Annotated in this window: 23 protein-coding genes; 11 read left to right on the top strand and 12 right to left on the bottom strand. The window is 73.4% G+C overall.

Going from position 1 to position 25179, the window contains the following annotated elements; all coding sequences use genetic code 11:
• From BMW85_RS19130 to BMW85_RS19140, 3 genes are all read right to left on the bottom strand, one after another.
• The coding region (locus BMW85_RS19130) for a LacI family DNA-binding transcriptional regulator (RefSeq protein WP_091083013.1) at positions 1-935 on the bottom strand (935 nt) is incomplete at its 3' end.
• A gap of 197 nt (positions 936-1132) precedes the next feature.
• Positions 1133-1603 carry a ribonuclease E activity regulator RraA gene (gene rraA, locus BMW85_RS19135; RefSeq protein WP_091083015.1) on the bottom strand — a complete coding sequence of 157 codons (471 nt, stop codon included), beginning with the start codon at positions 1601-1603 and terminating at the stop codon, positions 1133-1135.
• A gap of 291 nt (positions 1604-1894) precedes the next feature.
• A complete protein-coding gene (locus tag BMW85_RS19140; RefSeq protein ID WP_091083018.1) occupies positions 1895-2776 on the bottom strand; it encodes a hydroxymethylglutaryl-CoA lyase in 882 nt (293 codons plus the stop codon).
• 73 nt (positions 2777-2849) lie between these two features.
• On the opposite strand from BMW85_RS19140, the gene BMW85_RS19145 reads away from it, so the two are divergent.
• The 6 genes from BMW85_RS19145 to BMW85_RS19170 all read left to right on the top strand — a co-directional run bounded on the left by BMW85_RS19145 (position 2850) and on the right by BMW85_RS19170 (position 9639).
• A complete protein-coding gene (locus tag BMW85_RS19145; RefSeq protein ID WP_091083021.1) occupies positions 2850-3482 on the top strand; it encodes a GntR family transcriptional regulator in 633 nt (210 codons plus the stop codon).
• A complete protein-coding gene (locus BMW85_RS19150; protein WP_091083023.1) occupies positions 3479-4675 on the top strand; it encodes a CaiB/BaiF CoA transferase family protein in 1197 nt (398 codons plus the stop codon). Before BMW85_RS19145 ends, BMW85_RS19150 begins: the two co-directional genes overlap by 4 nt.
• A gap of 17 nt (positions 4676-4692) precedes the next feature.
• Positions 4693-6711 (top strand): hydantoinase/oxoprolinase family protein, encoded by a 2019-nt coding sequence (locus BMW85_RS19155; RefSeq protein WP_091083026.1) that lies wholly within the window; start codon positions 4693-4695, stop codon positions 6709-6711.
• Positions 6708-8552, top strand: coding sequence for a hydantoinase B/oxoprolinase family protein (locus tag BMW85_RS19160; protein WP_245774922.1), 1845 nt, complete (start codon positions 6708-6710; stop codon positions 8550-8552). The genes BMW85_RS19155 and BMW85_RS19160 overlap by 4 nt, the downstream gene beginning before the upstream one ends.
• On the top strand, positions 8549-9157 hold the full coding sequence (locus BMW85_RS19165; protein WP_091083030.1) for an isochorismatase family protein: 609 nt from the start codon (positions 8549-8551) through the stop codon (positions 9155-9157). The genes BMW85_RS19160 and BMW85_RS19165 overlap by 4 nt, the downstream gene beginning before the upstream one ends.
• Before the next feature lie 89 nt (positions 9158-9246).
• On the top strand, positions 9247-9639 hold the full coding sequence (locus tag BMW85_RS19170) for a hypothetical protein (RefSeq protein WP_091083032.1): 393 nt from the start codon (positions 9247-9249) through the stop codon (positions 9637-9639).
• Positions 9640-9642: 3 nt separating this feature from the next.
• On the opposite strand, the gene BMW85_RS19175 is transcribed toward BMW85_RS19170, so the two are convergent.
• From BMW85_RS19175 to BMW85_RS19190, 4 genes are read right to left on the bottom strand one after another with little or no spacing between them, the layout of a single operon-like run.
• Positions 9643-10443 (bottom strand): glycerophosphodiester phosphodiesterase, encoded by an 801-nt coding sequence (locus BMW85_RS19175; protein ID WP_245774923.1) that lies wholly within the window; start codon positions 10441-10443, stop codon positions 9643-9645.
• A 45-nt stretch (positions 10444-10488) separates the two neighbouring features.
• On the bottom strand, positions 10489-11433 hold the full coding sequence (locus tag BMW85_RS19180; protein WP_177240760.1) for an alpha/beta fold hydrolase: 945 nt from the start codon (positions 11431-11433) through the stop codon (positions 10489-10491).
• Between the two features lie 2 nt (positions 11434-11435).
• Entirely contained in the window at positions 11436-12431 is a 996-nt protein-coding gene (locus tag BMW85_RS19185; RefSeq protein WP_091083036.1) for an NAD-dependent epimerase/dehydratase family protein, read from the bottom strand.
• Positions 12428-14050, bottom strand: a complete 1623-nt coding sequence (locus tag BMW85_RS19190) for a fatty acid CoA ligase family protein (protein WP_091083039.1) — start codon at positions 14048-14050, stop codon at positions 12428-12430. The genes BMW85_RS19185 and BMW85_RS19190 overlap by 4 nt, the downstream gene beginning before the upstream one ends.
• 97 nt (positions 14051-14147) lie before the next feature.
• Here BMW85_RS19190 and BMW85_RS19195 point away from each other — a divergent pair, with 97 nt between their 5' ends.
• Positions 14148-15017 (top strand): hypothetical protein, encoded by an 870-nt coding sequence (locus tag BMW85_RS19195; protein ID WP_091083042.1) that lies wholly within the window; start codon positions 14148-14150, stop codon positions 15015-15017.
• 203 nt (positions 15018-15220) lie between these two features.
• Here BMW85_RS19195 and BMW85_RS19200 read toward each other — a convergent pair whose 3' ends face one another.
• Positions 15221-16483 carry a beta-ketoacyl-[acyl-carrier-protein] synthase family protein gene (locus tag BMW85_RS19200; protein WP_091083044.1) on the bottom strand — a complete coding sequence of 421 codons (1263 nt, stop codon included), beginning with the start codon at positions 16481-16483 and terminating at the stop codon, positions 15221-15223.
• Positions 16480-16731, bottom strand: coding sequence for an acyl carrier protein (locus BMW85_RS19205; protein WP_091083047.1), 252 nt, complete (start codon positions 16729-16731; stop codon positions 16480-16482). The genes BMW85_RS19200 and BMW85_RS19205 overlap by 4 nt, the downstream gene beginning before the upstream one ends.
• 198 nt (positions 16732-16929) lie before the next feature.
• Between BMW85_RS19205 and BMW85_RS19210 the strand changes: the two genes are divergently transcribed.
• The gene (locus BMW85_RS19210) at positions 16930-17931 is read left to right on the top strand and encodes a 3-oxoacyl-ACP synthase III family protein (RefSeq protein ID WP_091084013.1); all 1002 of its coding nucleotides are present in this window, start codon (positions 16930-16932) and stop codon (positions 17929-17931) included.
• Positions 17932-17963: 32 nt separating this feature from the next.
• On the opposite strand, the gene BMW85_RS19215 is transcribed toward BMW85_RS19210, so the two are convergent.
• Genes BMW85_RS19215 through BMW85_RS19225 form a run of 3 tightly spaced genes read right to left on the bottom strand, consistent with a single transcriptional unit; the run spans position 17964 to position 22269 of the window.
• Positions 17964-19919, bottom strand: coding sequence for an ABC transporter ATP-binding protein (locus BMW85_RS19215; RefSeq protein ID WP_091083050.1), 1956 nt, complete (start codon positions 19917-19919; stop codon positions 17964-17966).
• A complete protein-coding gene (locus BMW85_RS19220) occupies positions 19916-21649 on the bottom strand; it encodes an ABC transporter ATP-binding protein (RefSeq protein ID WP_177240761.1) in 1734 nt (577 codons plus the stop codon). The genes BMW85_RS19215 and BMW85_RS19220 overlap by 4 nt, the downstream gene beginning before the upstream one ends.
• Positions 21649-22269, bottom strand: a complete 621-nt coding sequence (locus tag BMW85_RS19225) for a TetR/AcrR family transcriptional regulator (protein WP_091083052.1) — start codon at positions 22267-22269, stop codon at positions 21649-21651. Before BMW85_RS19225 ends, BMW85_RS19220 begins: the two co-directional genes overlap by 1 nt.
• A gap of 146 nt (positions 22270-22415) precedes the next feature.
• On the opposite strand from BMW85_RS19225, the gene BMW85_RS19230 reads away from it, so the two are divergent.
• Genes BMW85_RS19230 through BMW85_RS19240 form a run of 3 tightly spaced genes read left to right on the top strand, consistent with a single transcriptional unit; the run spans position 22416 to position 25178 of the window.
• Positions 22416-23558: a Gfo/Idh/MocA family protein gene (locus tag BMW85_RS19230; RefSeq protein ID WP_091083055.1), complete on the top strand. Its 1143-nt coding sequence runs from the start codon at positions 22416-22418 to the stop codon at positions 23556-23558.
• Entirely contained in the window at positions 23551-24459 is a 909-nt protein-coding gene (locus BMW85_RS19235) for a DUF6807 domain-containing protein (RefSeq protein WP_091083057.1), read from the top strand. Before BMW85_RS19230 ends, BMW85_RS19235 begins: the two co-directional genes overlap by 8 nt.
• Positions 24456-25178, top strand: coding sequence for a cupin domain-containing protein (locus BMW85_RS19240; protein ID WP_091083059.1), 723 nt, complete (start codon positions 24456-24458; stop codon positions 25176-25178). The genes BMW85_RS19235 and BMW85_RS19240 overlap by 4 nt, the downstream gene beginning before the upstream one ends.
• Position 25179: the final 1 nt, after the last annotated feature.

Consider the following 25179-nt stretch of genomic DNA (forward strand, 5'->3'; position numbering starts at 1 on the left):
GTGGACTCCACGCGGCGCACGAGCTGCCGCACGGCCATGGAGCCGAGGCGGTCGGGTGCGCTCTCGACGAACGAATACGGCAGGGAGAAGGTCGCGGCGAAGTCGGCGGAGTAGCGGCCGATGACCGACAGGTCCTCGGGCACCCGCTGCCCCCGCTCGTAGGTGACCGACGGCAGCGCCGCGGCGGCCGCCTCGTTGTTGATCAGCAGGCCGGTCGCCGCCGGGTAGGCGTCGAGCAGCCTGTGGAGCTGGCGGCCCACGGCGGGTTGCCGGGACTCGCCGTACACGGCGTGCAGGGTGAGGCCGAGCCGGCGGGCGCGGTCGAGCGCGGCGTCGCGCAGCCGCCACACGTACGCGCCGCCCCGCTCGACCACGTGCTCCGGATGCGAGATCAGGATCAGCTCACGGTGACCGAGCCGGTGAAGATGGTCCACCATCACCCGCCCGGCCTCCTCGAAGTCCAGATCGAACACGTCCAGCCCCGAGCAGTCACCGGGCAGCCCCACCAGCGCGCCCGGCTGCGGCGCGGCGCGCAGGATGGGCAGCCGGGCGTCCTCCTGGGCGATGTTCATGAGGACCACGCCGTCGACCATCCGCGAGTCGGTGATGCGCCGCAGCGCCCGCACCCCGTCGGCCTCGGTGACCAGCAGCGTGTCATAACCCAGGTCCCGGGCGGTGTTCGTGACCCCCAGGATGTACTGCAACATCGCCGGCGCGAACTCGTCGTCATGGAACTGCGCGAGCAGACCGAGGACCTTGGTCCGGGCGGTGGCGAGCGCACGGGCGCCGGCGTTCGGCGTGTACGCCAGCGCCTCGGCGGCGGCCAGCACCCGCCGCCGCACCTCCTCCGAGATGGGCCGCTTGCCCGACAGCGCGTACGACGCCGTGCTGCGGCTCACCCCGGCCTCCCGGGCCACGTCTCCGATCGTCGCCACTCTCACCTCCCGGCTCGTACGAATTCATCGAACCCGTTCGACGATCCGCAGGGGACCGGGCAGGCCGGAAGGACAGGAGCACGATGAGGCAGCCGCCGGAATCGAGCGAACCGGTTCAACGATGTGGCTCGACTGTCACTCCCGCGCCGCGAGGCGTCAAGAGCCCTCACAAACGGCGATACCGGATCGTGACCTCGTCAGGGGCGGGTGACGAGGATGCCGTCCTCGTCGGAGAAGAGCTCGGCCCCCGGATGGAAGACGGCGTCGCCGAAGGCGACCGGGACGTCCCGGTCGCCGGCGCCCGTCTTGGCGCTCTTGCGCGGGTTCGAGCCGAGCGCCTTGATGCCCAGATCCAGGTCGCGGAGGGCGGCGACGTCGCGGACCACGCCGTTGATCACCACGCCGGCCCAGCCGCTCGCCACTGCGATGCCCGCGATGACGTCGCCCATGAGCGCGGCGCGCAGGGAGCCGCCGCCGTCCACGACCAGGACGCGTCCCTCTCCGGGCTCGGACAGCACCGACTTGAGCAGGGCGTTGTCCTCGTGGCAGCGGACGGTCGCGATCCGGCCGGAGAAGGCGCGGCGGCCGCCGTACTGGCGCAGTTGCAGGTGGCAGGAGTCGAGCTGGTCGCCGTGCTCGTCGTACAGGTCGGCGGTGGAGATGGTCATGATCGCGCCCTTCCGTCGGCACGACTCTACGAGGTGGCGAGGGACGGCACGCGAACGCCCCCGGCGGCGCGAGGGCGGCCGGGGGCGTCCGGACGTTGGCGCTCCAGGCAACCCCGCTGGAGCAACGCCAGATTATCCGCTCATTGTCCGGTTTGTATAGGTTCTGAGTCAGATACCCCCGCACGGCGGACGCCCCGGCTTCCATGACAGCCGGGGCGTCCCATGGGCACTCGATCCCAATACCTTCATACCCACATAGTCCGCCTTATATGTATATGTCCGATTCATCGGTCAGGGCGGCCAAGCAGCGACCCTGCCGAGCTGGGCCGGGACCTCCTTGCCCAGGCTCCGCCCGATCGCCAGCCCCGCCCCGGCCACGGCCGGCAGGGCGATGCCGGTGCGGACGCCCATCCGCTCCAGCAGGTAGACCAGGTCCTCGGTGGCGATGTTGCCGGTCGCCTCCGGCGCGAAGGGGCAGCCGCCGATGCCGCCCGCGCTGGCGTCCAGCGCCGCCGCCCCGGCCTCCAGCGCGGCCACCGCGTTGGCGTACCCGGTGCTGCGGGTGTTGTGGAAGTGGAAGCGCAGCGGCGCGGCGGTGACCTCGCGCACCGCGGCGGTCAGGCGGCGGACGTCGGCCGGCGTGCCCACGCCGATCGTGTCCGCCAGCGCCACCTCCTGCGCCTCCGGGCAGCGAGCCACCAGCTCGGCCACCTGGCCGGGGTCCACCTCGCCCTCGAACGGGCAGCCGAACGCGGCCCCCACGGTCAGCGTCACGCCCAGCCCGGCGGCGCGGGCCCGCGCGGCGACGGCGCCGAAGGTCTCCACCGCCCGCTCCACCGGCATGCCCTGGTTGCGCAGCGAGAACGTCTCGGTCGCCACGACCACGACGTTGACCTCGTCCACGCCGGTCTCCAGCGCCCGGTCCAGGCCGCGTTCGTTCAGCACCAGGCCCGCGTAGCGCAGGCCGGGCACGCGCGGCGCGCGGGCCATGACCCGCTCGGCGTCGGCCATCTGCGGCACGCGCCCGGGATGGACGAAGCTGACCGCCTCGATGCGGCGCACGCCCGCGGCCACCAGCGCCTCCAGATAGGCGATCTTGGCGTCGGTGGGCACCGGAACCGGCTCGTTCTGCAGGCCGTCCCGAGGGCCGACCTCGATGACTTCCAGCGTCATGTTGTATGCAACCTCTTGCGTGTGAAAGCTTCTTTGAGCCAAGATGCTGCCACCTGAGCGAGGAGATGTATACATGTCGGCCGTAGATGATCTCAGAAGCCTCATCCTGGGCGGCCAGTACGCCCCAGGAGACCGGCTGGCCGAGGTCGAGTTGGCCGAGGCGCTCGGCGTCAGCCGCACCCCCGTGCGGGAGGCGTTGCGCCGGCTGGCCGCGGAAGGGCTGGTCGAGCTCGTCGCGAACAAGGGCGCCAGGGTCGTCGAATACCCCCGCGACGACCTGGAGTCGATCTTCGAGCTCAGGGCCAGGATCGAGGGGCTGGCCGCCCGCCAGGCGGCGCTCGCCGCCGCCCCGGAGGACGCCGACCGGCTGCACGCCATCGCCGTGGAGCTGCGCGAGCACGCCGACCGGGACGACCTCGACGCCGTCTACCGGCTCAACGCCGACTTCCACCAGGGCCTGGTCAGGCTCGGCGGCAGCACCCTGCTCGCCCAGCAGATCAGCATGCTCATCCACTCCCCCGTCCTGCTGCGCACCTACGGCTCCTTCGACAAGGAGGCGATGGACCGCAGCACCGGCCACCACCTCGAGATCGCGGCTGCCGTACGCGCCGGGGACCCCGAGTGGGCGGAGGCGGTCATGAGGGCTCACCTGTTCTCGGCCCGCGCGTCGTTGCTGGGCCCTCGCAACCAGGAAGGGAAACGATGAGGGGACTGCCGCTCGGCGACGTCCGGGTCGTCGAACTCGGTCAACTGCTGGCCGGGCCGTTCTGCGGCCAGCTGCTCGGCGACTTCGGCGCCGAGGTGATCAAGGTCGAGGATCCGCGCAAGGGCGATCCCATGCGCCAGTGGGGCAGGGAGAAGCCGCACGGCAAGTCCCTGTGGTGGCCGGTCGTGGCCCGCAACAAGAAGTCGGTGACCTGCGACCTGCGCACCCCCGAGGGCCAGGAGCTCGTCCGCCGCCTGGTCGCGGAGTCCGACGTGCTGCTGGAGAACTTCCGCCCCGGCACGCTGGAGCGCTGGGGCCTCGGCCCCGAGCGGCTGCACGAGCTCAACCCCCGGCTCGTCATCACCCGGGTGACCGGCTACGGCCAGACCGGCCCGTACGCCCCCCGCGCGGGCTACGGCTCGATCGGCGAGGCCATGGGCGGCATCCGGTACGTCACCGGCGACCCGTCGCTGCCCCCGTCGCGGGCCGGCATCTCGCTCGGCGACTCGCTGGCCGCCACGTACGCCTGCCTAGGCACGCTGGTCGCGCTGCACGAGCGCGAGCGCAGCGGCCGCGGCCAGGTCGTCGACTCGGCGATCTACGAGTCGGTGCTGGCCATGATGGAGTCGCTGCTGCCGGAGTGGCAGCAGGCCGGCTACCAGCGGGAACGCACCGGCGCCGTGCTGCCCAACGTCTCGCCCAGCAACGTCTACCCCACCGCGGACGGCGACAGCGTCCTCATCGCGGCCAACCAGGACAGCGTGTTCACGCGCCTGGCCGCCGTGATGGGCCGCCCCGAGCTGGCGGAGGACGAACGTTACGCCAGCCACGCCGCCCGCGGCGTGAACATGGCCGAGCTGGACTCCCTCATCGCGGCCTGGTCGGCGACGCTGCCCGCCCAGGACCTGCTCGATCTGCTGCACGCGGGAGGGGTGCCGGCCGGGCGGATCTACCGCGCGGCCGACATGTTCGCCGACCCGCACTTCGCCGCCCGCGAGGCCATCGTCCGCGTCCCGCACCCCGACTTCGGGGAGCTGGCCATGCAGAACGTCGCGCCGAAGCTGTCGGAGACCCCCGGCGCGGTCCGGTCCGCCGGACCGGAGCTGGGCCGGCACAACCACGAGATCTACCACGGCCTGCTCGGCCTCACCCCGGAGGAGACGGACCGTCTCTCGGCCGACGGGATCATCTAGCACCAAGGAGCGTCGCCATGCGTTACCGCCTCGGCGTGGACGTCGGAGGAACCTTCACCGACGTCCTGCTCATCGACGAGCACTCCGGGCGCAGCTATCGCGCCAAAACCGCTTCCATCCCCCATGACCAGTCGATCGGCGTCCTCGCCGGTCTCGAGAAGGTGTGCGCCGAGGCGGGCGTCGAGCCCGCCGCGATCGGCGAGATCCTGCACGGCACCACCGTCGCCACGAACGCCGTCCTGGAGGGCAAGGGAGCCAGGGTCGGCCTGGTCACCACCGCCGGGTTCCGGCAGGTGCTGCAGATCGCCCGCTCCTACGTGCCGGGCGGCCTGGCCGGCTGGATCATCTGGCCCAAGCCCGAGCCGCTGGCCGCCCTGGAGGACACGGTCGAGGCGGTCGAGCGGATCGCCGCCGACGGCTCGGTCGTCACCCCGCTCGACGAGGACGACCTGCGGCGCAAGCTGCGCGGCCTGCGCGGCGTCGAGGCGCTGGCCGTCTGCCTGCTCCACTCGTACGCCGCCGACGCGCACGAGCGCCGGGTCGCCGAGCTCGCCGCCGAGGAGCTGCCCGGCGTGCCGGTCTCGATCTCCTCGGCGGTGCTGCCCGAGATGCGCGAGTACGAGCGCGCCATCACGACCGTGGCCAACGCCTACGTGCAGCCGCAGGTCGCCGGCTACGTCGACAACCTGGCGGCCAAGGCCGCGGCGGGCGGCGTGGACGGCCAGCTCTACGTGCTGCGCAGCGACGGCGGCCTGGCGTCGGTGTCAGGCGCGGCGGCGAGCCCGGTCAACCTGCTGCTGTCCGGCCCGGCGGGCGGCGTGACCGGCGCCGCCTGGTTCGCCGGGCAGGCCGGGTTCCCCGACTTCCTCACCTTCGACATGGGCGGCACCTCCACGGACGTGGCGCTCGTGCAGGGCCTGCGCCCGCGGATCGGCCGCGAGACGCGGGTCGGCGACCTGGTGGTGCGCTCCGCGTCGGTGGACGTGCGCACGGTAGGCGCCGGCGGCGGCTCGATCGCGCACGTCCCCCCGCTGACCCGAGCGCTGCGGGTCGGACCCCAGTCGGCGGGCGCCGTGCCCGGCCCCGCCGCCTACGGCCGCGGGGGCGAGGAGCCGACGGTGACCGACGCCAACGTGGTGCTCGGCTACCTGCCGGCCCGGCTGGCCGGCGGCGAGATCGAGCTCGACAGGGAACGTTCCCGGGCGGCGGTGGCCCGGCTGGCCGAGGCCATGGGCCTGCCGTCGGCGGAGGCCGCCGCCCAGGGGATCGTGGACATCGTCAACGAGAACATGTTCGGCGCGCTCCGGCTGGTCTCCGTCCAGCAGGGCTACGACCCGCGCGACTTCGCGCTGGTGGCCTTCGGCGGGGCCGGGCCGCTGCACGCCAACGCGCTGGGCCGGCTGACCGGCGCGTGGCCGGTCATCATCCCGCCCTCGCCCGGGGTGCTGTGCGCGTACGGTGACGCCACCACGAGCCTGCGGGACGAGGCCGCGCGCACCTACGTCCGGCGTTTCTCCCAGCTCACCGACACCGAGCTCAAGGAGCTTCTCACCGAGCTCGCCGAGACCGCGACCCGCGGGCTCGACGCCGAGGTGGCCGAGGTGGGCTACCAGGTGGACGTCCGCTACCACGGCCAGGGCTTCGAGATCCCGATCACCGTCGGCCTGGACACCGGCCTGGAGGAGCTGGGCCGGCTGTTCGACGCCGAGCACGAGCGGCTGTTCTCGTTCCTGCTGAGCAACGAGCACGAGCTGGTCAGCGCCCGCGCCATGGTGAGCGGCCCCCGCCCGAACGTCCGGCCGGTCCGGCTGGAGCCGGCCACCGCCGACCCCGAACCCGTGGGCCGGCACGAGGTGTGGATCGACGGCGGCTGGACCACCGCCGCCGAGTACGACCGGGCGACGCTGCGCGCGGGATCGGTGATCACCGGCCCCGCCATCGTCGTCGAGATGGACTCCACCACGCTGATCCTGCCCGGGCACGCGGCACGCGTGCACGACAGCGGCTGCCTGCTGATCCGCCCCCTGGAGGCATGATGGCCCAGATCATCGAGACCGCGACGGAGCCGCTCGCCCGCGTGGCCGTCGACCCCGTCACGCTCGACATCGTCGAGAACGCCCTGCGCAACGCCCGCCATGAGATGGACGAGGTGCTCTTCCGCACCGCGCTGTCGCCCGGCATCCGTGAGCAGCACGACGAGTTCCCGCTGATCGGCGACCCGTCGGGCCGCATGGTCGTCGGGCAGTTCGGGCTCTCCATCCCCGCCCTGCTCGACCGCTACGACGGGACGATCGAGGAGGGTGACGTGCTGCTCACCTCCGACCCGTACTCGTGCGACGGCGCGATCAGCCACGCCAACGACTGGCTGGTGGTCATGCCCATCTACGTGGACGGCCGGGTGGTCGGCTGGGCGTCGATGTTCGGCCACATGTCCGACGTCGGCGGCAAGACCGCCTGCTCGATGCCGACCGACGCGCGCACCATCTTCGAGGAGGGCGTGGTCATCCCGCCCGTCAAGCTGTACGCGAAGGGCGTGCTGAACGAGGACGTGCTGCGCGTCATACTCAACCAGGTGCGCCAGCCCGACTGGAACCGCGCCGACCTCAACGGCATCGTGGCCGCCTGCCGCACCGCCTCGCGGCGCATCCAGGAGCTGTGCGCCCGCTTCGGCGCCGAGACCTACACCTCCGCGCTGGAGGCGCTGCTGAAGCGCAACTACGACGCCATGAAGGTGCTGCTCACCACGCTGTTCGAGGACGGCGAGACGCTCACCTTCGCCGACTACATCTGCGACGACGGGCGCGGGCACGGCCCTTACAAGCTGGTGCTGTCGCTGACGCGCACCGGCGAGAAGGTGCTGCTGGACTTCACCGGCAGCGATCCGCAGGCCGAGGGGCCGATCAACTACTACATCAACGAGAACCTCGCCCGGATGTTCTTCGGCATCTACCTGATCACGGTGGCCGACCCGCAGATCCTCTGGAACGACGGCTTCTACCCGCTGGTGGACGTGCACATCCCCGAGGGCAGCTTCTGGAAGCCGCGCTACCCCGCCGCGCTCAACGGCCGCAACCACGGCATCGGGCGCATCTTCGACCTGTTCGGCGGGCTGCTCGGGCAGAAGACGCCCGACCTGCTGAACGCCGCGGGCTTCTCCTCCTCCCCGCACTTCATGTACGCGGGCGACGGCTTCCAGCTCTACTCCATCGGCTTCGGCGGCATCCCCGGCCGGCCGATCGGCGACGGGCCGGACGGGCACTCCCTTTGGCCGTCGTTCACGAACATCCCGTGCGAGTTCCTGGAGTCGTACTATCCGCTGCGGATCGAGCGGTGGGAGACGGTCGCCGACACGGGCGGCGCGGGCCTGCACCGGGGCGGCAACGGCGTGGACGTCGCCTACCGCTTCCTCGAACCCGGCACGATCGCCATCCACGACGACCGCTGGCTCACCTACCCGTGGGGCGTCAACGGCGGCGAGCCGGGGGCGCGCGGGCGCAAGTGGATCGAGCGGGCCGGCGGCGGGACCGAGATCCTGCCGAGCAAGGTCCACGACGTGGAGGTGCGTCCCGGCGACCTGCTGCACTTCGTCACCTGGGGCGGCGGCGGGTGGGGCGACCCGCTGGCCCGCGATCCCGGCCTGGTGGGCCTGGAGGTGCGGCGCGGGCTGGTCACCGCCGAGGGCGCGCGCCGCTACGGCGTGGTGTGCGCCGGCGACGGCGCCGTGGACGAGGCGGCCACCGCCGCGCTGCGCGAGCGGCTGCGGTCCGGGCGGGGCGAGCTGCCGGTGTTCGACATGGGGCCGCCCCTCGACGAGATCCTCGCCCGCTGCGAGGAGGAGACCGGCCTGCCGGCGCCGACGCCGCCGGTGCGCGTGTGAGCAGGCCGCACGAGGAGGTGTTCGGGCGCTCGCTGGAGTTCGGCGAGCGCCCGGCGCTCATCCTCGTCGATCTGATGCGCGCCTACTTCGAGCCGGGCGCCGAGCTCTACATGGGCTCGCGGGACTGCCTCGGCCCGGCGGCCCGGGTGCTGGCCGCCGCCCGCGCGGCCGGGACGCCGGTCGTGCACACGCGGGTGGCGTACGGGCCGGGCGGCGTGGACGGCGGCCTGTTCTTCCGCAAGGTCGCGCCGCTGCGGCACCTGGTCGGCGACGGGCCGCTCGGCGCGCTCATGCCCGAGGTCGCGCCCGCGCCGGACGAGCTGGTGATCGTCAAGCAGTATGCCAGCGCGTTCTTCGGCACGGCGCTCGCCGCCGCGCTGACCGCCTCCCGGGTGGACACGCTGGTCATCTGCGGCGTGTCCACGAGCGGCTGCGTGCGGGCGACGGCGGTGGACGCCGTCCAGCACGGGTTCGTGCCGATCGTGGTCAGGCAGGCGGTGGGCGACCGCGACCCCGGCCCGCACGAGGCGTCGCTGTTCGACATCCAGGCGAAGTACGGCGAGGTCTGGGACGAGGCCGCCACCGTCGCCCGCCTGCGCCTCTGAACCAGGCGTCCAGCGGTCCGCAGGCGGGCCGCAAGCGCCCCGGCGCTCAATGGTGACGTATCGCACGGACCGTCACCCGGGAGAGCCGAATGAACCGTCACCTGCGCGCCCTGCTCGGCGTCACCGCCGCCGCCGTGATCGCCACGACCCTCGCGGGCCCCGCGCACGCGGACACGTCCCGGAGCGACCGGCCCTTCCTGTTCACCTACACCTACGCCGGTCACCTCAAGGTGGCCGGCGGCAACTTCACCGTCGGCGGCCGGGTCTACGTGAGCGTCAAGTTCCGCAACGGCGTCTCGGCCTTCGGCAAGTGGGCGGTCGCGCGTACGCACCCGGTGACGCCGGGCGGGGCCGTCTACGTGGACACGCCGCTCGCCTCCCCGTGCAACGGCAGCGGCAACGGCTACGCCGAGGCGTACGACTCCGTCACCAGGACGTGGTCCGCCCGCCTGCCGGTGACCGTGTGCCGCAGGATCGACTGAGGGTCAGGCGCACCTGCCCTTGAGCCAGGCGCGGTACTCCTTGGTGTAGTTGGTCATCACGCTCGCCGGTGCCGCGGCGAGCACGCTCTGCCAGTGGGCGGTGTTGCCGGTCCAGGACGGCGGCGGCTCCTCCCAGCCCACGCTGTCGGTCCAGCGGGCCGCGCCGCCCTTGAGCAGGGTGGGGTGGCGCTTGGCCAGCTCGGCCTGGATCCACGTGTCGGTCGAGTAGACCAGGATGCGCTGCGCGCCCTGCCGCTCCTTGATCGGGTCGGAGATCTCCTTCCAGGCGGCCGTCGCGTACGTGGCGTTCGACAGGATGGGCTTCGTCTCGGGCTTGATCTCCAGGAGGGCGACCAGGCCGCGGGAGCGCACCTGGTCGAGCCATTCGCGCAGCGTGTAGACCCGCTCCCCCGTGTACGGGCCGCGGGTGATGGTGCGGCTCTGCAGGTTGCCGGTGCCGGCGGCCCACCAGAGGTCGGTGATGTTCTGCTTGGTGCCGGTCAGCCCGTTGGTGGAGGTGTTGTGCCACATGACGGCCTTGGTGCCCTGCCGGGTGAGCTGCACGTCGCCCTCCACCCCGTCGGCGCCCCAGCTCTTCTGGTCGTTGAGCGCCCGCGGGTTGTTGGGCTGGCGGATCTTGTCGCGGTCCCAGGGGTTGGCGCCGGTCGGATAGCCACCATGGCCGAAGACCTGGGGGCAGGCGACCGCCGCCCGGGTGGCGACCGCGCCGGCGTGTGCCGGGAGCCCGGCGGCCGGGACCGTCACGGCGACCACCGTGGCCAGCGACATCGCTCTGGTCATCATTGTCATGAAGGTGCGACTCCCGCCTGTAGGTGATCCGGGGGAAGGCTACGCGCGGCGGCGTTCATGATCAAGGGTCGCTCGGCGGCGCAGGAAGGCGGCGATCTCCGGCACCAGCCGTTCGTGGGCGTCCTCCAGCACGTAGTGGCCGGCGTCCGGGTAGGCGCGCACCGTCGCGTGCGGCAGCCGGCGGCGCCACTCGCGCAGCATCGCGCGGTCGAAGACCGGGTCGCGCAGCCCCCAGCCGATCAGCACGGGCCGGTCGGCGAACGCGCGCACGCCCTCCGCGGCCTGGACCAGCAGCGGCCAGGCCCGGTCGGCCGGGCCCAACGGAATGTCCGTGACGAAGCGGCGGACCGCCACCCGGTGCCCCGGGTCACGGCCCGGGGCGAGGAAGGCGGCGCGCACGTCCCTCGGCAGGCGGCGGCGCAGCCCGAACGGCGGCAGCGTGGCCAGCCGGGCGAAGGCGTGATGGCGCAGGAACAGGCGCTCGCCCGCCACGGTCTCGCGCAGCAGCCAGAACGGCAGCCGCAGCGCGGGGCGTACGCGCTCGCCGTACGGGTTGGGGAAGGCGGCGGTGTTGAGCACGACGAGCCGGGCCACCCGGCCGGGATGGCGGGCGGCCCAGGCCATGCCGATCGGGCCGCCCCAGTCGTGCATCACCAGCGTCCAGCCCCAGTCCGCCACACCCTCGTGCTCCACGAGGTGGGCGGTCAGCGCGTCCAGGTCGGCCACGCGGGAGGCCAGGGTGTGGGCGTAGCGGTCCTCGCCCGGCTTGTCCGACAGACCCATGCCGATGTGGTCGGGCGCGAGGCAGCGGTGCTCGCCGCGCAGCGCCGTGATCAGCCGCCGCCACAGGTAGCTCCAGGACGGGTTGCCGTGCAGCATGAGCACCGGCGCGCCCTCGCCCTCGTCCACGTAGTGCTGGCGCAGGCCGTCCCTCGCGAACCAGTGGGACGCGAACGGGTAGCCGGGCAGGCGGGCGTCGTCCACGCTCAGCTCCCCGCCGGGGCGGCCGAGAGGTGGGCGGCGAGCCGGGACAGGCCCTCCGCCGTCGTGACGCGCGGCGCGTAGCCGAGGTCGCGGCGGGCGGCCGACAGGTCGAACCAGTGGGACGTGGTCGCCTGCACGGCGATCATCCGGGTGAGCGGGGGGCTCGTCCCCGCCAGCCGGCACCCGTGCTCGACCAGCCCGGCCGCCAGCCGCGCCAGCCGGGCGGGCACCCGAGGCCGTACGGGGCCGAGCCCGGCCGCCGCCAGCAGGCCGTTGACCCACTGCGCGATCGGGACCGGCTCGTCCTGGGCGACGAAGTAGGCGCGCCCGGCGACCGGGCGGCCTGGAGCGAGCGCGTCCAGGGCCAGCAGGCACGCCTCGGCCGCGTTGTCGACGTACACGGTGTCGATCAGCTTGCCGGGGGCGCGCGGCAGCAGCAGCCGGCCGCGCCGGGCCCGCGCGGTCAGCTGCGGCAGGAAGTGCGGGTCGCCGGGCCCCCAGATGAGGTGCGGCCGCAGCGCCACGGTGGCCAGCCGCGAGCCGCTCGCGGCCAGCACGATGCGCTCGGCCGCCGCCTTCGTCGCCGGGTAGGGGGCGAGGTGGCGGCGGGCGTACGGGACGGACTCGTCCACGCCCTCCAGGTCGCGCCCGTCGTGCACGACGCTCGGCGAGGAGACGTGCACGAGGCGGCCGATCCCGGCGCTCAGGCAGGCGTCGACCACGTGGGCCGTGCCGTGCACGTTGATCGCGCGAAAGTCGCTGGCCGCGCCCCACAGCCCGGCCAGCGCGGCGCAGTGCACCACCGCGTCGTGCCCGGCGGCGACGGCGCGGACCCGGTCGAGGTCGCGGACGTCGCCGGTGCGCTGGAGGACGCCGTACGCGTCCAGCTCCGGACGCCGGCTGCGCTGGAACGCGGTCACCCGGTCGCCGCGCGCGGCCAGCAGCCGGCACACGGCCTGCCCGAGGAAGCCGCCGCCGCCGGTCACCAGCACGTTCATCGCCCGGCCTCCCCCAGCTCGCGGGCGGCCCAGCGGGCCAGCAACGGGCGGCGGATCTTGCTGGCGTGCCGGACGTCCATCGGGAACCCCGGATGCGCCAGCACCTCGGCGACGGCGGCCGGGGCGTGCTCGCGTACCCGGGCGAGGACCGCGCGGCGCTCGCGCCCGGAGACGCCGGGCTCGCACTCCACGCAGAGCACCGGCCGGTGGCGGCCCTCCGGCCCCACGCCCACGAGCGCGGTGCGGCGCACGCCGGGCAGGTCGTTGACGACCGGCTCGACCTGGTCGGTGTAGAGGTCGCCATCGGCGGTGCGGACCCGCTCGCCCTTGCGGCCGGCGAACCAGAGTCGGCCCCGCTCGTCCATCCACCCCAGGTCTCCCATGCGGTGCACGGGCGTGCCGCCGTCGTCGATGCGGGCCAGGGCGGTGTCGTACGGGCGGCCGAGGTACGGGTCGCTCACCGCCGGCCCGGTCACGGTGATCTCCCCGACGGTGCCCGGCGGCACCAGCAGGTCGTCCGACCAGGAGGGGATGGGCTCGTCCGTGACAGTGATGACGCGGACTCGGTTGCCCGGCAGCGGCGCGCCCAGGAACGTGCCCGCCCCTCTCGCCGTGTCCTCGGCGGTCCCGGTGAGCTCGGCCGCGTTCGCGGCGCTGACCAGGAGGCATTCGGTGGCGCCGTACACGGAGAGCAGTTCGGCCCCCTCCGGCAGGCAACGGAGGGCGCGGCGCAGGACCGCGTGCGGCAGCGGCGCGCCCGCGGTGAGCACGGTCCGGACGCCGTCCAGCGTGAGGCCGCGCTCCAGGCAGTGGCGGGCCAGCCCGTCCAGCAGCGCGGGCGCGGCGAACAGGCCGGTGACGCGGTGCGCGCGGATCGACTCCGCCATCGCGGCGGGATCACTGCGGGCCGGCCGGCGCAGGTTCAGCCGGGGGACGACGGAGGCGCAGCCCATGACGGGCGCGGCGATCGCGAACGGCAGGAACGTGGACCAGACCGTCGCACCCGGCCGCAGCACCCCCAGGTGCTCCAGCAGCTCCAGTTGCCCGGCCAGGTGCCGGTGCCGGAGCGGCACGCCCTTGGGCACGCCGGTGGAGCCGGAGGTGAAGGCCACGAACGCCTGGCCGTCGCCCTCACTGCGCGGCGCGGGCCAGGAAGTGGGCAGCGGCGGGCGGGCCAGCCGCAGCGTGCGCGGGCCCACGGTGATCGTGGTCCGTACGCTGCCGCGGGCCCAGCCCAGCAGCACGCGGGCGAGGTGGGCGAGTGGCACGCCGATGAACGCCTGCGGCGCGGCCTCGGCCAGACACCTCCTCATGGCGCGCGGCCCGAGACCCGGATCGATGAGCACGGGCACGGCCCGCAGCCGGAGGAGGGCGTGGATCAGCGCCACCAGCTCCCGGCCCGGCGGCACCATGACCGCGGTCGTCGTCCCCGCGCCGATGCCCGCGCGGCCCAGGGCCAGGGCGGTGCGGCCGATCAGGTCGTCCAGCTCGCGGTACGTGAGCGTCTCCGGGCCTCTGCCACGCCGTCCGTCGATGCGGCAGACGACGGCCTCGGGACCGGCATGCGGCCAGCGTCCGGTCAGCGCGGCCTCGGCGGCGAAGAGCCGGGCTCCATCCATGAAAAGCGCTCCCTCCCGGTGTGTCGTGTTTTGGGCGATCCGCGCGCGGTAACTATTCGTAGCAATACGTTACTCAACGTGACTAGGAGTCCAAGACATGCGCCGATTCATCGCCGTCATCGCCGCCGGAACGGCCACAGCCGTGCTGCCGCTCGCCGCGTCGAGCCCGGCATTCGCCGCACCCGCGCCCGACGTACCCGCACCTGCTCCCATCGCGGCGGAGCCCGCACCCGCGCCCGAACCCGTGCCGGCTCCGGCGCCCGAGCCCGCTCCCGCGCCCGAGCCGGCCGTCAACGAAGCCGCACCCGCGCCCGCACCCGAACCGGCCGTCGAGGAGGCCCCCGCGGCCGCACCCGTCGTCGAGGACGCCGCCGCGCCCGCGCCCGTCGTGGACGAGGGCTCCGCGCCCAAGCCGGCCGTGGACGAGGCCGCCGCACCGGCACCCGTCATGGACGAGGCCGCCGCGCCGGCACCCGTCGTGGACGAGGCCGCCGCACCTCAGCCCGCCGCGGACGAGGCCGCCGCGCCTCAGCCCGCCGCGGACGAGGCCGCCGCGCCGGCGCCCGTCGCGGACGGGGCTGTCATGGCTCAGCCCGTCATGGACAAGGCCGCCGCGCCTGAGCCCGCCGCCGAAGAGGTCGGCGCACCCGAGCCGGCCATGGACGAGGCTGCCGCACCCGAGCCCGCCGCCGAAGAGGTCGGCGCACCTGAGCCGGCCGTGGACGAGGCCACCGCGCCCGAGCCCGCCGCCGAAGAGGTCGGCGCACCTGAGCCGGCCGTGGACGAGGCTGCCGCACCCGCGCCCGTCATGGACGAGGCCGCCGCGCCCGAGCCGGCCGTCGAAGAGGCCGCCGCGCCTGAGCCCGCCGCCGAAGAGGTCGGCGCACCTGAGCCGGCCGTGGACGAGGCCGCCGCGCCCGCGCCCGCCGTCGAAGAGGCCCCTGCGCCCGCGCCCGCCGACGTGTAGGTCCGAAACCGCGTTCGGCCGACCGGCAGCCTGACGCCGCTGTCCCCGTCGGGGCCGCCTTCAGTGGCCGGCCGGCCGGTGGGCGGCACGGGCTGACCGCCCCGCCATCGGCGGGGCACCGGCCACCCGGACAACCCGTCACCTGACGGGCACGTACCGGTCATGACCCGCCCACTCGTCCCGAAGCCGGACGAGCGGGCGGGTCATGACGGTGCGGGCGAGAAGATCAGGGTGGCATTGTGCCCGCCGAAGCCGAAGGAGTTGGACATGACCGGCGCGGCCGGCATGGGCCGGGCCTCGGCGACGACGTCGAGGTCGCACTGCGGGTCGAGCACGCTCAGGTTGGCCGTCGGCGGGACGGCGCACTCGTTCAGCGCGAGGACGGCGGCCACGGCCTCGATGGCTCCGGCGGCGCCGATCGCGTGCCCGGTCACCCCCTTGGTGGAGGTCACCGGCACCCGTACCGTCCCGAACACCTGGTTGATCGCCCGCGCCTCGGCCAGGTCGTTGAGCGGGGTGCTGCTGCCGTGCGCGTTGACGTGCGCGATCTCGCCGGGCGTCAGCCCGGCGTCGGCGAGGGCGGCGCGCATGCAGCGGGCGGCCCCGTCGCCCTGTTCGGGCGGCGCGGTGATGTGGTGGGCGTCGGAGGAGAACCCGAGCCCCGACAGCTCGGCGTAGATCCGGGCGCCGCGTGCGAGGGCGTGCTCCAGGTTCTCCAGGACGACGAACGCGGCCCCCTCCGCCAGCACGAACCCGTCACGGTCCCGGTCGAAGGGCCGGCTGGCCCGTTCCGGTTCGTCGTTGCGCAGCGACAGCGCGCGGCAGCGTTCGAAGGCCAGCAGCACGGACGGCGTGATGGACGCCTCGGAGCCGCCCGCGACGGCGAGGTCGGCGGTGCCGTCGCGGACCAGCCGGGCGGCCTCGGCGATGGCGTGGGCGCCGGAGGCGCAGGCGGTGGCCACGGACAGGCTGGGGCCGAGGATCCGGTGGCGGATGCTGATCGCCGCCGCCATCGCGTTGTGCATGACCATCGGTACGTGCAGCGGGCCGGGGTTGCCGCGGCCCGCGTGGCGGCCGGCGAGCAGGCCGGCCTCGTAGGTCAGGGCGCCGCCGAAGCCGCTGCCGGTGACGACGGCCTGCCGCTCGGGCGGCGTGCGCACCGGTCCGGCGTCGTCCATGGCGTCGCCGGCCGCGCAGACCGCGAGCTGCGCCACCCGGTCCAGGCGGGAGGCCTGCTTGGGCGTCAGGTAGCTCTCGACGTCCGGGCCGGGGACCTCGCAGGCGAACGTGGCCCCGAGCCCTTCTGTGTCGAAGGAGGTGATGCGGCGCGCGGTGGAGCGGCCGGCGAGCAGCGTGTCCCACAGCTCCTTGGGGTTCGCGCCGGCCGGGGTGCGCACGCCGAGCCCGGTGACGGCCACCCGGGTGCGCGGCCCCGCCGCTGCCCGTCCGCCGGTCGCCGGGCTCATCCCAGACGCTCCGGCGCCAGCTCGCGGGCGCGGGCCAGCACGTCGCCCACGGTCCGTACGTCGGCGAAGGCCTCACGCGGCAGCGGCCCCCACTCGTCCTCCAGCGTGACGTGCAGCTCGGCCAGGTCGAGGCTGTCGGCCTCCAGGTCCTCGCGCAGCAGGGCGTCCTCGGTGACCCTCATGGGGTCGACCTTCAGGATGTGCGCGCAGCGTTCGCGCACCACCGCCAGGATCTCTTCGTCACTCACGTCGGGCTCCCTTTCGCGCAGGTCAGCGTGATGGCCGTGCCGCCTAGCCTGGCCGATGGCAGGAAAGATGATCACTTGTGACGCGAGGTCCGCCGTTAAGGAATTGATCAAGTTTGCCCGTTCGGCGGTGTGCGGTCCTGGCCGCCTTGCGCACGCTCCCTAGGGTGGGCGCCACGGGGACACAAGGGGGGAATGGGCATGCGCTACGCCCACGTGGCCGGGGTGGCCGTTCACCTGCCGGAGCGGACGCTCACCAGCGCCGAGCTGGAGGAGGAGCTCGCCGCCCGCAATCCTGGGGCACACGTGCCGCGCGGCCTGATCGAGCACGCCACGGGCGTGCGGCGGCGGCATGTGGCCGAGCCAGGCGAGACGGTCGCGGGGCTGGCCGCGCAGGCCGCCCGCCAGTTGCTGGAGGAGACCGGCCACACGCCGCCGGCCCTCGATCTGATCATCTTCGCCGGGGTGAGCACGGACGTCGTCGAGCCCGCCAACGCGCACATCGTGGCCGCCGAGCTGGGCGCGGACTGCCCGGTGTTCGACGTGCGCAACGCCTGCAACAGCGTGCTGAACGCGATCGAGCTGGCCGAGACGCTGATCACGGCGGGCAGGTACCGCACGGTGCTCATCGCGTGCGGCGAGCGGGCGAGCTCGGCCATCCGCTGGCGGCTGGGCCCGGACAACGAGTTCAACGCGGCGATCCCCTCCTACACCGTCTCGGACTCGGGCACGGCGCTGCTGCTGCAGGCGGCGACCACGCCGGGCGTGCTGGGGCACCGGTTCTGCGCGTACTCGCCCGCCTGGCGCTCGGCGCGGGTCCCGGTCACGCCGCTCCCCGAGGGCGGGCTGGAGATCGGCGTCTTCACCGTCGACTTCCAGGAGCTGGCCATCGGCATGTGCAAGCTCGACCTGGACGTGCTGCGGCGTCCCCTGACCGACCGGGGCCTGGACTGGGACGACCTGGCCGCCATCTGCGTCCACCAGGCGTCGCTGCCGTCCCTGCACGCCTTCTGCGAGCTGGCCGGGATCCCGGTGGGCCGGGTGGAGGTGACGATCGAGGAGCACGGCAACCTGGTGGCCTCCAGCCTTCCCGTGCAGCTCCACCAGGCGATCAGGGCCGGCCGCGTACGGCGCGGCGACCTGGTCGCCCTGGTGGGCCTGGCCGGCGGGGTGAGCGCGGGCACCGTGCTCCTGCGCTGGTGACCGGCCCGCCCCGCTGGTGACGACCTGGGCCGCTAGTCCATCTCCACCACGGCCGCGGCGAACTGGGCGGAGTAGAGCCGGGCGTAGGCGCCGCCGGCCGCGAGCAGCGACTCGTGCGTGCCCTGCTCGACGATGCGCCCGTTCTCCATGACCAGGATGAGGCTGGCGTCGCGGATCGTGGAGAGCCGGTGGGCGATGACGAAGCTCGTACGGCCCTCGCGCAGGGTGCTCATCGCCCGCTGGATGAGCACCTCGGTCCGGGTGTCGACCGAGCTGGTGGCCTCGTCCAGGATGAGGATCGCCGGGTCGGACAGGAACGCGCGGGCGATGGTGATGAGCTGCTTCTCGCCCGCGCTGACCGTGCCGCCCTCCTCGTCGAGCACGGTGTCGTAGCCGTCGGGCAGGGTGTGCGCGACACGGTCCACGTGCGCGGCCTCCGCGGCGGCCTCGATGCGCTCGCGGGTGGCCTTGTCGCCGCCGTAGCCGATGTTCTCCGCGATCGTGCCGCCGAACAGCCAGGTGTCCTGGAGCACCATGCCGATGTTGCCGCGCAGCTCCTCGCGGGACATCGTGGCGATGTCGACGCCGTCGAGCGTGATGCGTCCGCCGGTCACCTCGTAGAAGCGCATGATGAGGTTGACCAGCGTGGTCTTGCCCGCTCCCGTGGGGCCCACGATGGCGACCGTCTGGCCGGGCTCGACGGTGAGCGACAGGTCCTCGATCAGCGGCCGCTCGGGGTCGTAGCGGAAGGACACGTCCTCGAACGCCACCCGGCCCCTGACCTGCTCGGGGCGGGCCGGCTGGGCCGGCTCCGGCGACTGCTCGGCGGCCTCCAGCAGCTCGAAGACACGCTCGGCCGAGGCGACGCCCGACTGCACCAGGGCCGCCATGCCGGCCACCTGCATGAGCGGCTGGCTGAACTGGCGCGAGTACTGGATGAACGCCTGCACGTCGCCCAGCGAGATCGAGCCCGAGGCGACCTTGAGCCCGCCGACCACGGCGACCAGCAGGTAGTTGAGGTTGCCGATGAACATCATCGCCGGCTGGATGACGCCGGAGATGAACTGGGCGCGGAAGCTGGAGTCGTACAGGGCGTCGTTGTGCCGGTCGAAGGTCTCGGCGGCCTCGTGCTGCCGGCCGAACACGCTGACCAGCGTGTGCCCGCCGTACATCTCCTCGATGTGGCCGTTGAGCTTGCCGGTGGAGGACCACTGCTTGACGAACTGCGGCTGCGAGCGCTTGCCGATCATCGCGGTGACGTAGATCGAGACCGGCACCGTGACCAGCGCGATGAGCGCCAGCACCGGCGAGATCCAGAACATCATGGCGAGCACCGCGACCACGGTCAGCACCGACGAGACGAGCTGGCTCATCGTCTGCTGCAGCGACTGGGCGATGTTGTCGGTGTCGTTGGTGGCGCGGCTGAGCACCTCGCCGCGCGGCTGGCCGTCGAAGTAGCTGAGCGGCAGCCGGGACAGCTTGAGCTCGATCCGCTCACGCAGCCGGTACGCGGCCCGCTGCACGACCGTCGTGGTCAGCCGGAACTGGGCGACGCCGAGCAGCCCCGCCAGCACGTAGACCGCGAGCGCCCACGCCAGCACGTACGCGAGCGCGTCGAAGTCGATGCCCTGGCCGGGCACCACGTGCATGGCCGCGACCATGTCGGCGAAGGTGTCCTGGCCGCGGGCGCGCAGCCCGGCCACAGCCTGCTCCTTGGTGACGCCGGCGGGGAGCTGGACGCCGATGATGCCGGAGAAGATCAGGTCGGTGGCCCGGCCGAGGATCTTGGGCCCGGCCACGGTGAGCGCGACGCTGGCCGTGCCGAGGGCGAGGACGACGGCGAGCAGCCTCCGTTCCGGACGCAGCAGCAGCATCAGGTTGCGGAGCGTCCCGCGGAAGTCGGAGGGCTTCTCGGCGGGCCCGGCCATCATGCGGCCGGGGCCGAAGCCGGGTTGCGGGCGGCGCGCGGGCGCCTGCGCGGCGGTCATGCTGCCTCCTGTTCGGTGAGCTGGGACAGCACGATCTCCCGGTAGGTCGGGCAGTCGTCCATCAGCTCGGCATGGGTGCCGGTGCCGACCAGGCGGCCGTCGTCGAGCACGAGGATGCGGTCGGCGTCGCGGATCGTGCTGACGCGCTGGGCGACGATGACGAGCGTGGCGTCGGTGATCTCCTCGGTGAGCGCGGCCCGCAGCCGGGCGTCGGTGGCGTAGTCGAGGGCGGAGAAGGAGTCGTCGAACAGGTAGATCTCGGGCCGGTGCACGAGGGTCCTGGCGATGGCCAGGCGCTGGCGCTGCCCTCCGGAGACGTTCGTGCCGCCCTGGGAGATGGGCTCCTCCAGGCCGCAGGGCATGGCCTCGACGAAGTCGCGGGCCTGGGCGACCTCCAGGGCGCGCCACAGCTCCTCGTCGGTGGCGTCCGGGCGGCCGTAGCGCAGGTTGGAGGCGACGGTGCCGGAGAACAGGTAGGGCGTCTGCGGGACCAGGCCGACCGCGCGGGAGAGCGCGGCCGGGTCGAGCTCGCGTACGTCGACGCCGTCCACCAGCACCTCGCCGGCGCTCGCGTCGAACAGCCGCGGGATGAGGTTGAGCAGGGTGGTCTTGCCGCTGCCGGTGCTGCCGATGATCGCGGTGGTGCGGCCGGGCCGGGCCGTGAAGCTCACGCCGGACAGCACCGGCTCCTCGGCGCCGGGGTAGCGGAAGTCGACCGAGCGCAGCTCCAGCTCGCCGAGGTGGCGCTCCGGCGTGACGGGCGCGGCCGGCGGGCGCACGGTCGGCTCGGTGTCGAGCACCTCCTCGATGCGCTCGGCGCACACCTCGGCACGCGGGATCATCATGAACATGAACATCGCCATCATGACCGACATGAGGATCTGCATGAGGTAGGAGATCACCGCGGTGAGCGCGCCGACCTCCATGTCCCCGCCGGCGATGCGGTGGCCGCCGAACCAGACGACGGCGACGCTGGAGAGGTTGACGACCAGCATGACGGTGGGGAACATCAGCGCCATCAGCCGGCCGACGCGCAACGAGACGTCCGTCAGCTCGTCGTTGGCGACGCCGAAGCGCTCGTGCTCGTGGGTGTCGCGCACGAAGGCGCGGATGACCCGGATGCCGGTGATCTGCTCGCGCAGCACCTGGTTGATGCGGTCGATGCGCTCCTGCATGGTACGGAACAGCGGCCGCATGCGCGCGACGACCAGCGCCACGATGACGATCATCACCGGCAGCGCGACCAGCAGCAGCGACGACAGCGTGACGTCCTGGTTGAGCGCCAGCACGATGCCGCCGACGCACATGATCGGCGCCGCGACCATCATGGTGAAGGTCATGAGGACGAGCAGCTGGATCTGCTGCACGTCGTTGGTGGTCCGGGTGATCAGGGACGGCGCCCCGAACTTGTTGACCTCCTGGACGGAGAAGTCCTGCACCCGGTGGAAGATCGCGGCCCGCAGGTCGCGGCCGAGCGCCATGGAGGTGCGGGCGCCGTAGTAGACGGCGACGACCGAGCAGACCACCTGGACGAGCGTGACGCCGAGCATCACCAGCCCGACGCGCATGATGTAGGCGGTGTCGCCCTTGACGACGCCGTCGTCGATGATGTCGGCGTTCAGTGTGGGGAGATAGAGCGTGGCCAGCGTCTGCACGAACTGGAAGAGGACGACGAGCGTGATCTCTTTCCCGTACGGCCTGAGCTGGACCCGCAGGAGGCGGAGCAGCATCAAGGGGCGCTTTCTGTGGGTGGGGTGGGTAAGGGCCGCACGAGCAGCCCGTCGAGCAGCACGGAGACGGTCTCCTCGTCGTCCATGTCACCGAAGTCGCCGATGGTGAGGCCGTGGTGCACGCGCACCGCGATCAGCATGAGCAACAGGTGCGCGGCGGCCTCGGGAGCGCGGCGCAGACGGTCGCGGTCGGGCTCCATGAGGGCGGCGAGACCGGCGGCGATGCGGTTGCGGGTGTCGAACATCCGCTGGTGGAACTCGGCGTCCTCGGTCATGAGCTCGCGCGGGGCGGCCATGAGCCTGGCGTTGGCGCTCATGCCCTCGCGCAGCAACGTGACCGCCCTGCACAGCCGTTCGCGCAGGTCCAGCGACGGATCGATGGCCTTCAGCGCCTCCACACCGGGCTCGGGGTCGAACGCGCTCATCAGCGCCGCCCGCAGCAGCGAGGCCTTGTCGGGGAAGACGCCGAAGATCGTCCCCTCGGCCACGCCCGCGGCCTCGGCGATCTGCCGGGTGCTGAGCGCGGTGCCGTGCGCGCGCAGCAGGGGAACCGTGGCGGCGATGAGCACGGCACGACGGGCTTCCGGCGCCATGGCCGGCACTCTTCGCCGTTTCGTCATGGGAGGGAGTGTAATGAGCGAGTGCTCACTCGTTCCACCCATTTATCGGGATGGGCGTTGACAGGCCACTGCCTCGGAAAATACGTTGGGCGCGGAAAAGTGATCGATCACTTTACGCTGTGACCTTCATGGTGTGAGGAGTGCCCGTGCCTGAACCGCCGACCCCGATCCGGGTCGCCGTCGCCGGAGCCGGCGGCATCGCGAGCGGCGTCCACCTGCCCGCCCTGGCCGCCGCGGGCGAGGCCGTCCGCGTCACCGCCGTCTGCGACCTCGACCCCGTCCGCGCCGGGGAGCTGGCGGACGCCCACGGCATCCCCGGCCGCTACACCGACCTGGCCGCCATGCTGGCCGCCGAGAGCCCCGACCTCCTCGTCGTCGCCACGCCGCCGGTCGCGCACCGGGAGGCGGTCATGGCCGGCCTGCGCGCGGGCGCGTGGGTGTGGTGCGAGAAGCCGCCCACGCTGTCACTCGCCGAGTACGACGAGATCGCCGCCTGCGAGAAGGAGGGCGGCCCGTACGCGGCCTACGTCTTCCAGCACCGCTCGGGCAGCGCCGCCCGGCGGCTGCGCCGGCACCTCGCCACGGGCGAGCTCGGCCGGCCGCACGTCGCCGTGTGCAACACGCTGTGGTACCGCGGCCACGACTACTTCGAGGTGCCCTGGCGCGCCAAGTGGGCGACCGAGGGCGGCGGCCCCACCATGGGCCACGGCATCCACCAGATGGACCTGCTGCTCGACCTGCTCGGCGACTGGGACGAGGTGCACGCCGTGGCCGCCACGCTCGGCCGCCGCACCGAGACCGAGGACGTCTCGTTCGCCATCGTCAGGTTCGCGAGCGGCGCGATCGCCTCGATCGTCAACAGCGTGCTGTCCCCGCGCGAGACGAGCTACCTGCGCTTCGACTTCACCGACGCCACGGTCGAGGTCGAGCACCTGTACGGCTACGCCAACTCCCACTGGCGCTGGACGCCCGCGCCGCACGTCACCGACCAGGACCGGATCGCCGGCTGGCCGCCGGAGGAGGACGTGCCCAGCTCCCACCGGGCGCAGCTCGGCCAGGTGCTCGCCGCGATGCGCGCGGGCGAGCGCCCGCCCGCGTCCGGGGCCGACGGGCGCAGGGTGATGGAGCTGATCACCGGGATGTACCAGTCGGCCTTGACCGGCCGCCCCGTGACCCGGGCCGAGCTCGGCCCGCCGAACCCCTTCTACCACGCGCTCAACGGCGGCGACCCGGCCCGCGCCACCGCCGTACTGCGCCGCGAGCACGAGGAGAGCAGCGACCGTGACTGACCGCGAGCTGGATGTCCGCGACGAGGGCAGCGCCCTCGCCGTCACCGCCGGCGAGATGGAGATCGCCCGTTACGTCCACCGGCCTGACGCCCCCGACTCCGAGGCCCCGAAGCCCTACCTGCATCCCCTGCGCAGCCTGAGCGGCGCGCCCCTGTCGTCCTACCGGCCCTGGGACCACCGCTGGCACAAGGGCCTGCAGATGACCTGGGCCCACCTGTCGGGGCAGAACTTCTGGGGCGGCCCCACGTACTCGGCCGAGCGCGACTACCAGATGGAGGACAACCTGGGGCAGATGCGCCACGTGGACTTCACCGCCGTCACCGCCGACGGCGACCGGGTCACGGTCGAGGAGACCCTGCACTGGGTGACCGCGGCCGGCGAGCACTGGATCACCGAGCGGCGGCGGCTGGACTTCCACGGGGTGGACCCCGGGCGCGGGCTCTGGGCGCTGGACTTCGCCACCGAGCTGCGCAACGTCCGCGGCGCCGCCCTCGACTTCGGCAGCCCCACCACGCACGGCCGCCCACTCGCCGGGTACGCGGGCTTCTGCTGGCGCGGCCCCCGCTCCTTCACCGGCGGCACGATCCTCGCGGCCGGCGGGCGCGGCGGCGCCGAGATGATGGGCGAGCAGGCCGACTGGCTGGCACTCGCCGGGCAGCACGACGAGATCGACGGCGGCGCCACCGTGCTCGTCCTCGCCGGGCGCTCCAGCGCGGCCGTGCCGATCAAGTGGTTCGTACGGCGGGAGCCGTTCGCCGTGATCAGCCCCTCCCCCTCCTTCGACGAGGAGTTCACGCTCGCCCCCGGCGGCACACTCGAACTCGCGCACCGGCACGTCTTCGTCGACCACCTGTGCGACCGGGCCGAGCTGGACGAGCTGGGCGAGGAGTTCGCGCTGTGACCCCGCTCTTCCCCGGCGGCACGGCGGTCAGCGACCTGCGCGTCTACGACTGGGCGTGCCCGGACGGCGGCCACGGCGGCACCCCGCACCTGCACACCGTCTCCACCGAGGCGTACGTCGTGACCGAGGGCCGCGGCGAGGTCCACACGCTGAGCGCCGCCGGCTTCGCCAGGGACCGGCTGGAGCCGGGCTCGGTGCTGTGGTTCTCCCCCGGCACCGTGCACCGGCTGGTCAACGAGGAGGGGCTGCGGCTGGTGGTGGTCATGCAGAACGCGGGGCTGCCCGAGGCCGGGGACGCCGTTCTGACCTTTCCCGAGGAGGTGCTGCGCGACCGCGAGGCGTACCTGGCCGCCGCCACGCTCCCGGCCGGGGGGACGGAGGCCGAGCGGGCCGCCGCCGCCCGCGCCCGGCGCGACCTCGCGATCACCGGCTTCGGGCGGCTCCTCGACGACGTCGGACGGCGGGGCGAGGCTGCGCTGGCGGACCTGCACCGGCTCGCCGCGGATCTCGTCCGGCCCCGGGTGGAGGCGTGGACGGCGCTGTGGAACGAGACCGTCGCGGCCGAGACCGAGCGCACCCGCGCCCAGCTCGCGGCCCTCGCCGGAGGCGACCCCGCCCACCTCGGGCAGGCGACCGTGGTCCGCACCACCCCCCGCCCGGGCCCCCGCGCCTTCGGCATGTGCGGCCGACTGAGAACGTGGACCCCCGTCCCGGACTGAC

It is taken from the genome of Nonomuraea wenchangensis, from assembly GCF_900111685.1.
Taxonomy (GTDB): domain Bacteria; phylum Actinomycetota; class Actinomycetes; order Streptosporangiales; family Streptosporangiaceae; genus Nonomuraea; species Nonomuraea wenchangensis.

Bases quoted from the DNA above. Each gene is read 5' to 3' on its own strand.
- rraA (WP_091083015.1), bottom strand. From the start codon at position 1,603: ATGACCATCTCCACCGCCGACCTGTACGACGAGCACGGCGACCAGCTC.
- BMW85_RS19140 (WP_091083018.1), bottom strand. From the start codon at position 2,776: ATGACGCTGGAAGTCATCGAGGTCGGCCCTCGGGACGGCCTGCAGAAC.
- BMW85_RS19145 (WP_091083021.1), top strand. From the start codon at position 2,850: ATGTCGGCCGTAGATGATCTCAGAAGCCTCATCCTGGGCGGCCAGTAC.
- BMW85_RS19150 (WP_091083023.1), top strand. From the start codon at position 3,479: ATGAGGGGACTGCCGCTCGGCGACGTCCGGGTCGTCGAACTCGGTCAA.
- BMW85_RS19155 (WP_091083026.1), top strand. From the start codon at position 4,693: ATGCGTTACCGCCTCGGCGTGGACGTCGGAGGAACCTTCACCGACGTC.
- BMW85_RS19160 (WP_245774922.1), top strand. From the start codon at position 6,708: ATGATGGCCCAGATCATCGAGACCGCGACGGAGCCGCTCGCCCGCGTG.
- BMW85_RS19170 (WP_091083032.1), top strand. From the start codon at position 9,247: ATGAACCGTCACCTGCGCGCCCTGCTCGGCGTCACCGCCGCCGCCGTG.
- BMW85_RS19175 (WP_245774923.1), bottom strand. From the start codon at position 10,443: ATGATGACCAGAGCGATGTCGCTGGCCACGGTGGTCGCCGTGACGGTC.
- BMW85_RS19185 (WP_091083036.1), bottom strand. From the start codon at position 12,431: ATGAACGTGCTGGTGACCGGCGGCGGCGGCTTCCTCGGGCAGGCCGTG.
- BMW85_RS19190 (WP_091083039.1), bottom strand. From the start codon at position 14,050: ATGGATGGAGCCCGGCTCTTCGCCGCCGAGGCCGCGCTGACCGGACGC.
- BMW85_RS19195 (WP_091083042.1), top strand. From the start codon at position 14,148: ATGCGCCGATTCATCGCCGTCATCGCCGCCGGAACGGCCACAGCCGTG.
- BMW85_RS19200 (WP_091083044.1), bottom strand. From the start codon at position 16,483: ATGAGCCCGGCGACCGGCGGACGGGCAGCGGCGGGGCCGCGCACCCGG.
- BMW85_RS19210 (WP_091084013.1), top strand. From the start codon at position 16,930: ATGCGCTACGCCCACGTGGCCGGGGTGGCCGTTCACCTGCCGGAGCGG.
- BMW85_RS19215 (WP_091083050.1), bottom strand. From the start codon at position 19,919: ATGACCGCCGCGCAGGCGCCCGCGCGCCGCCCGCAACCCGGCTTCGGC.
- BMW85_RS19220 (WP_177240761.1), bottom strand. From the start codon at position 21,649: ATGCTGCTCCGCCTCCTGCGGGTCCAGCTCAGGCCGTACGGGAAAGAG.
- BMW85_RS19225 (WP_091083052.1), bottom strand. From the start codon at position 22,269: ATGACGAAACGGCGAAGAGTGCCGGCCATGGCGCCGGAAGCCCGTCGT.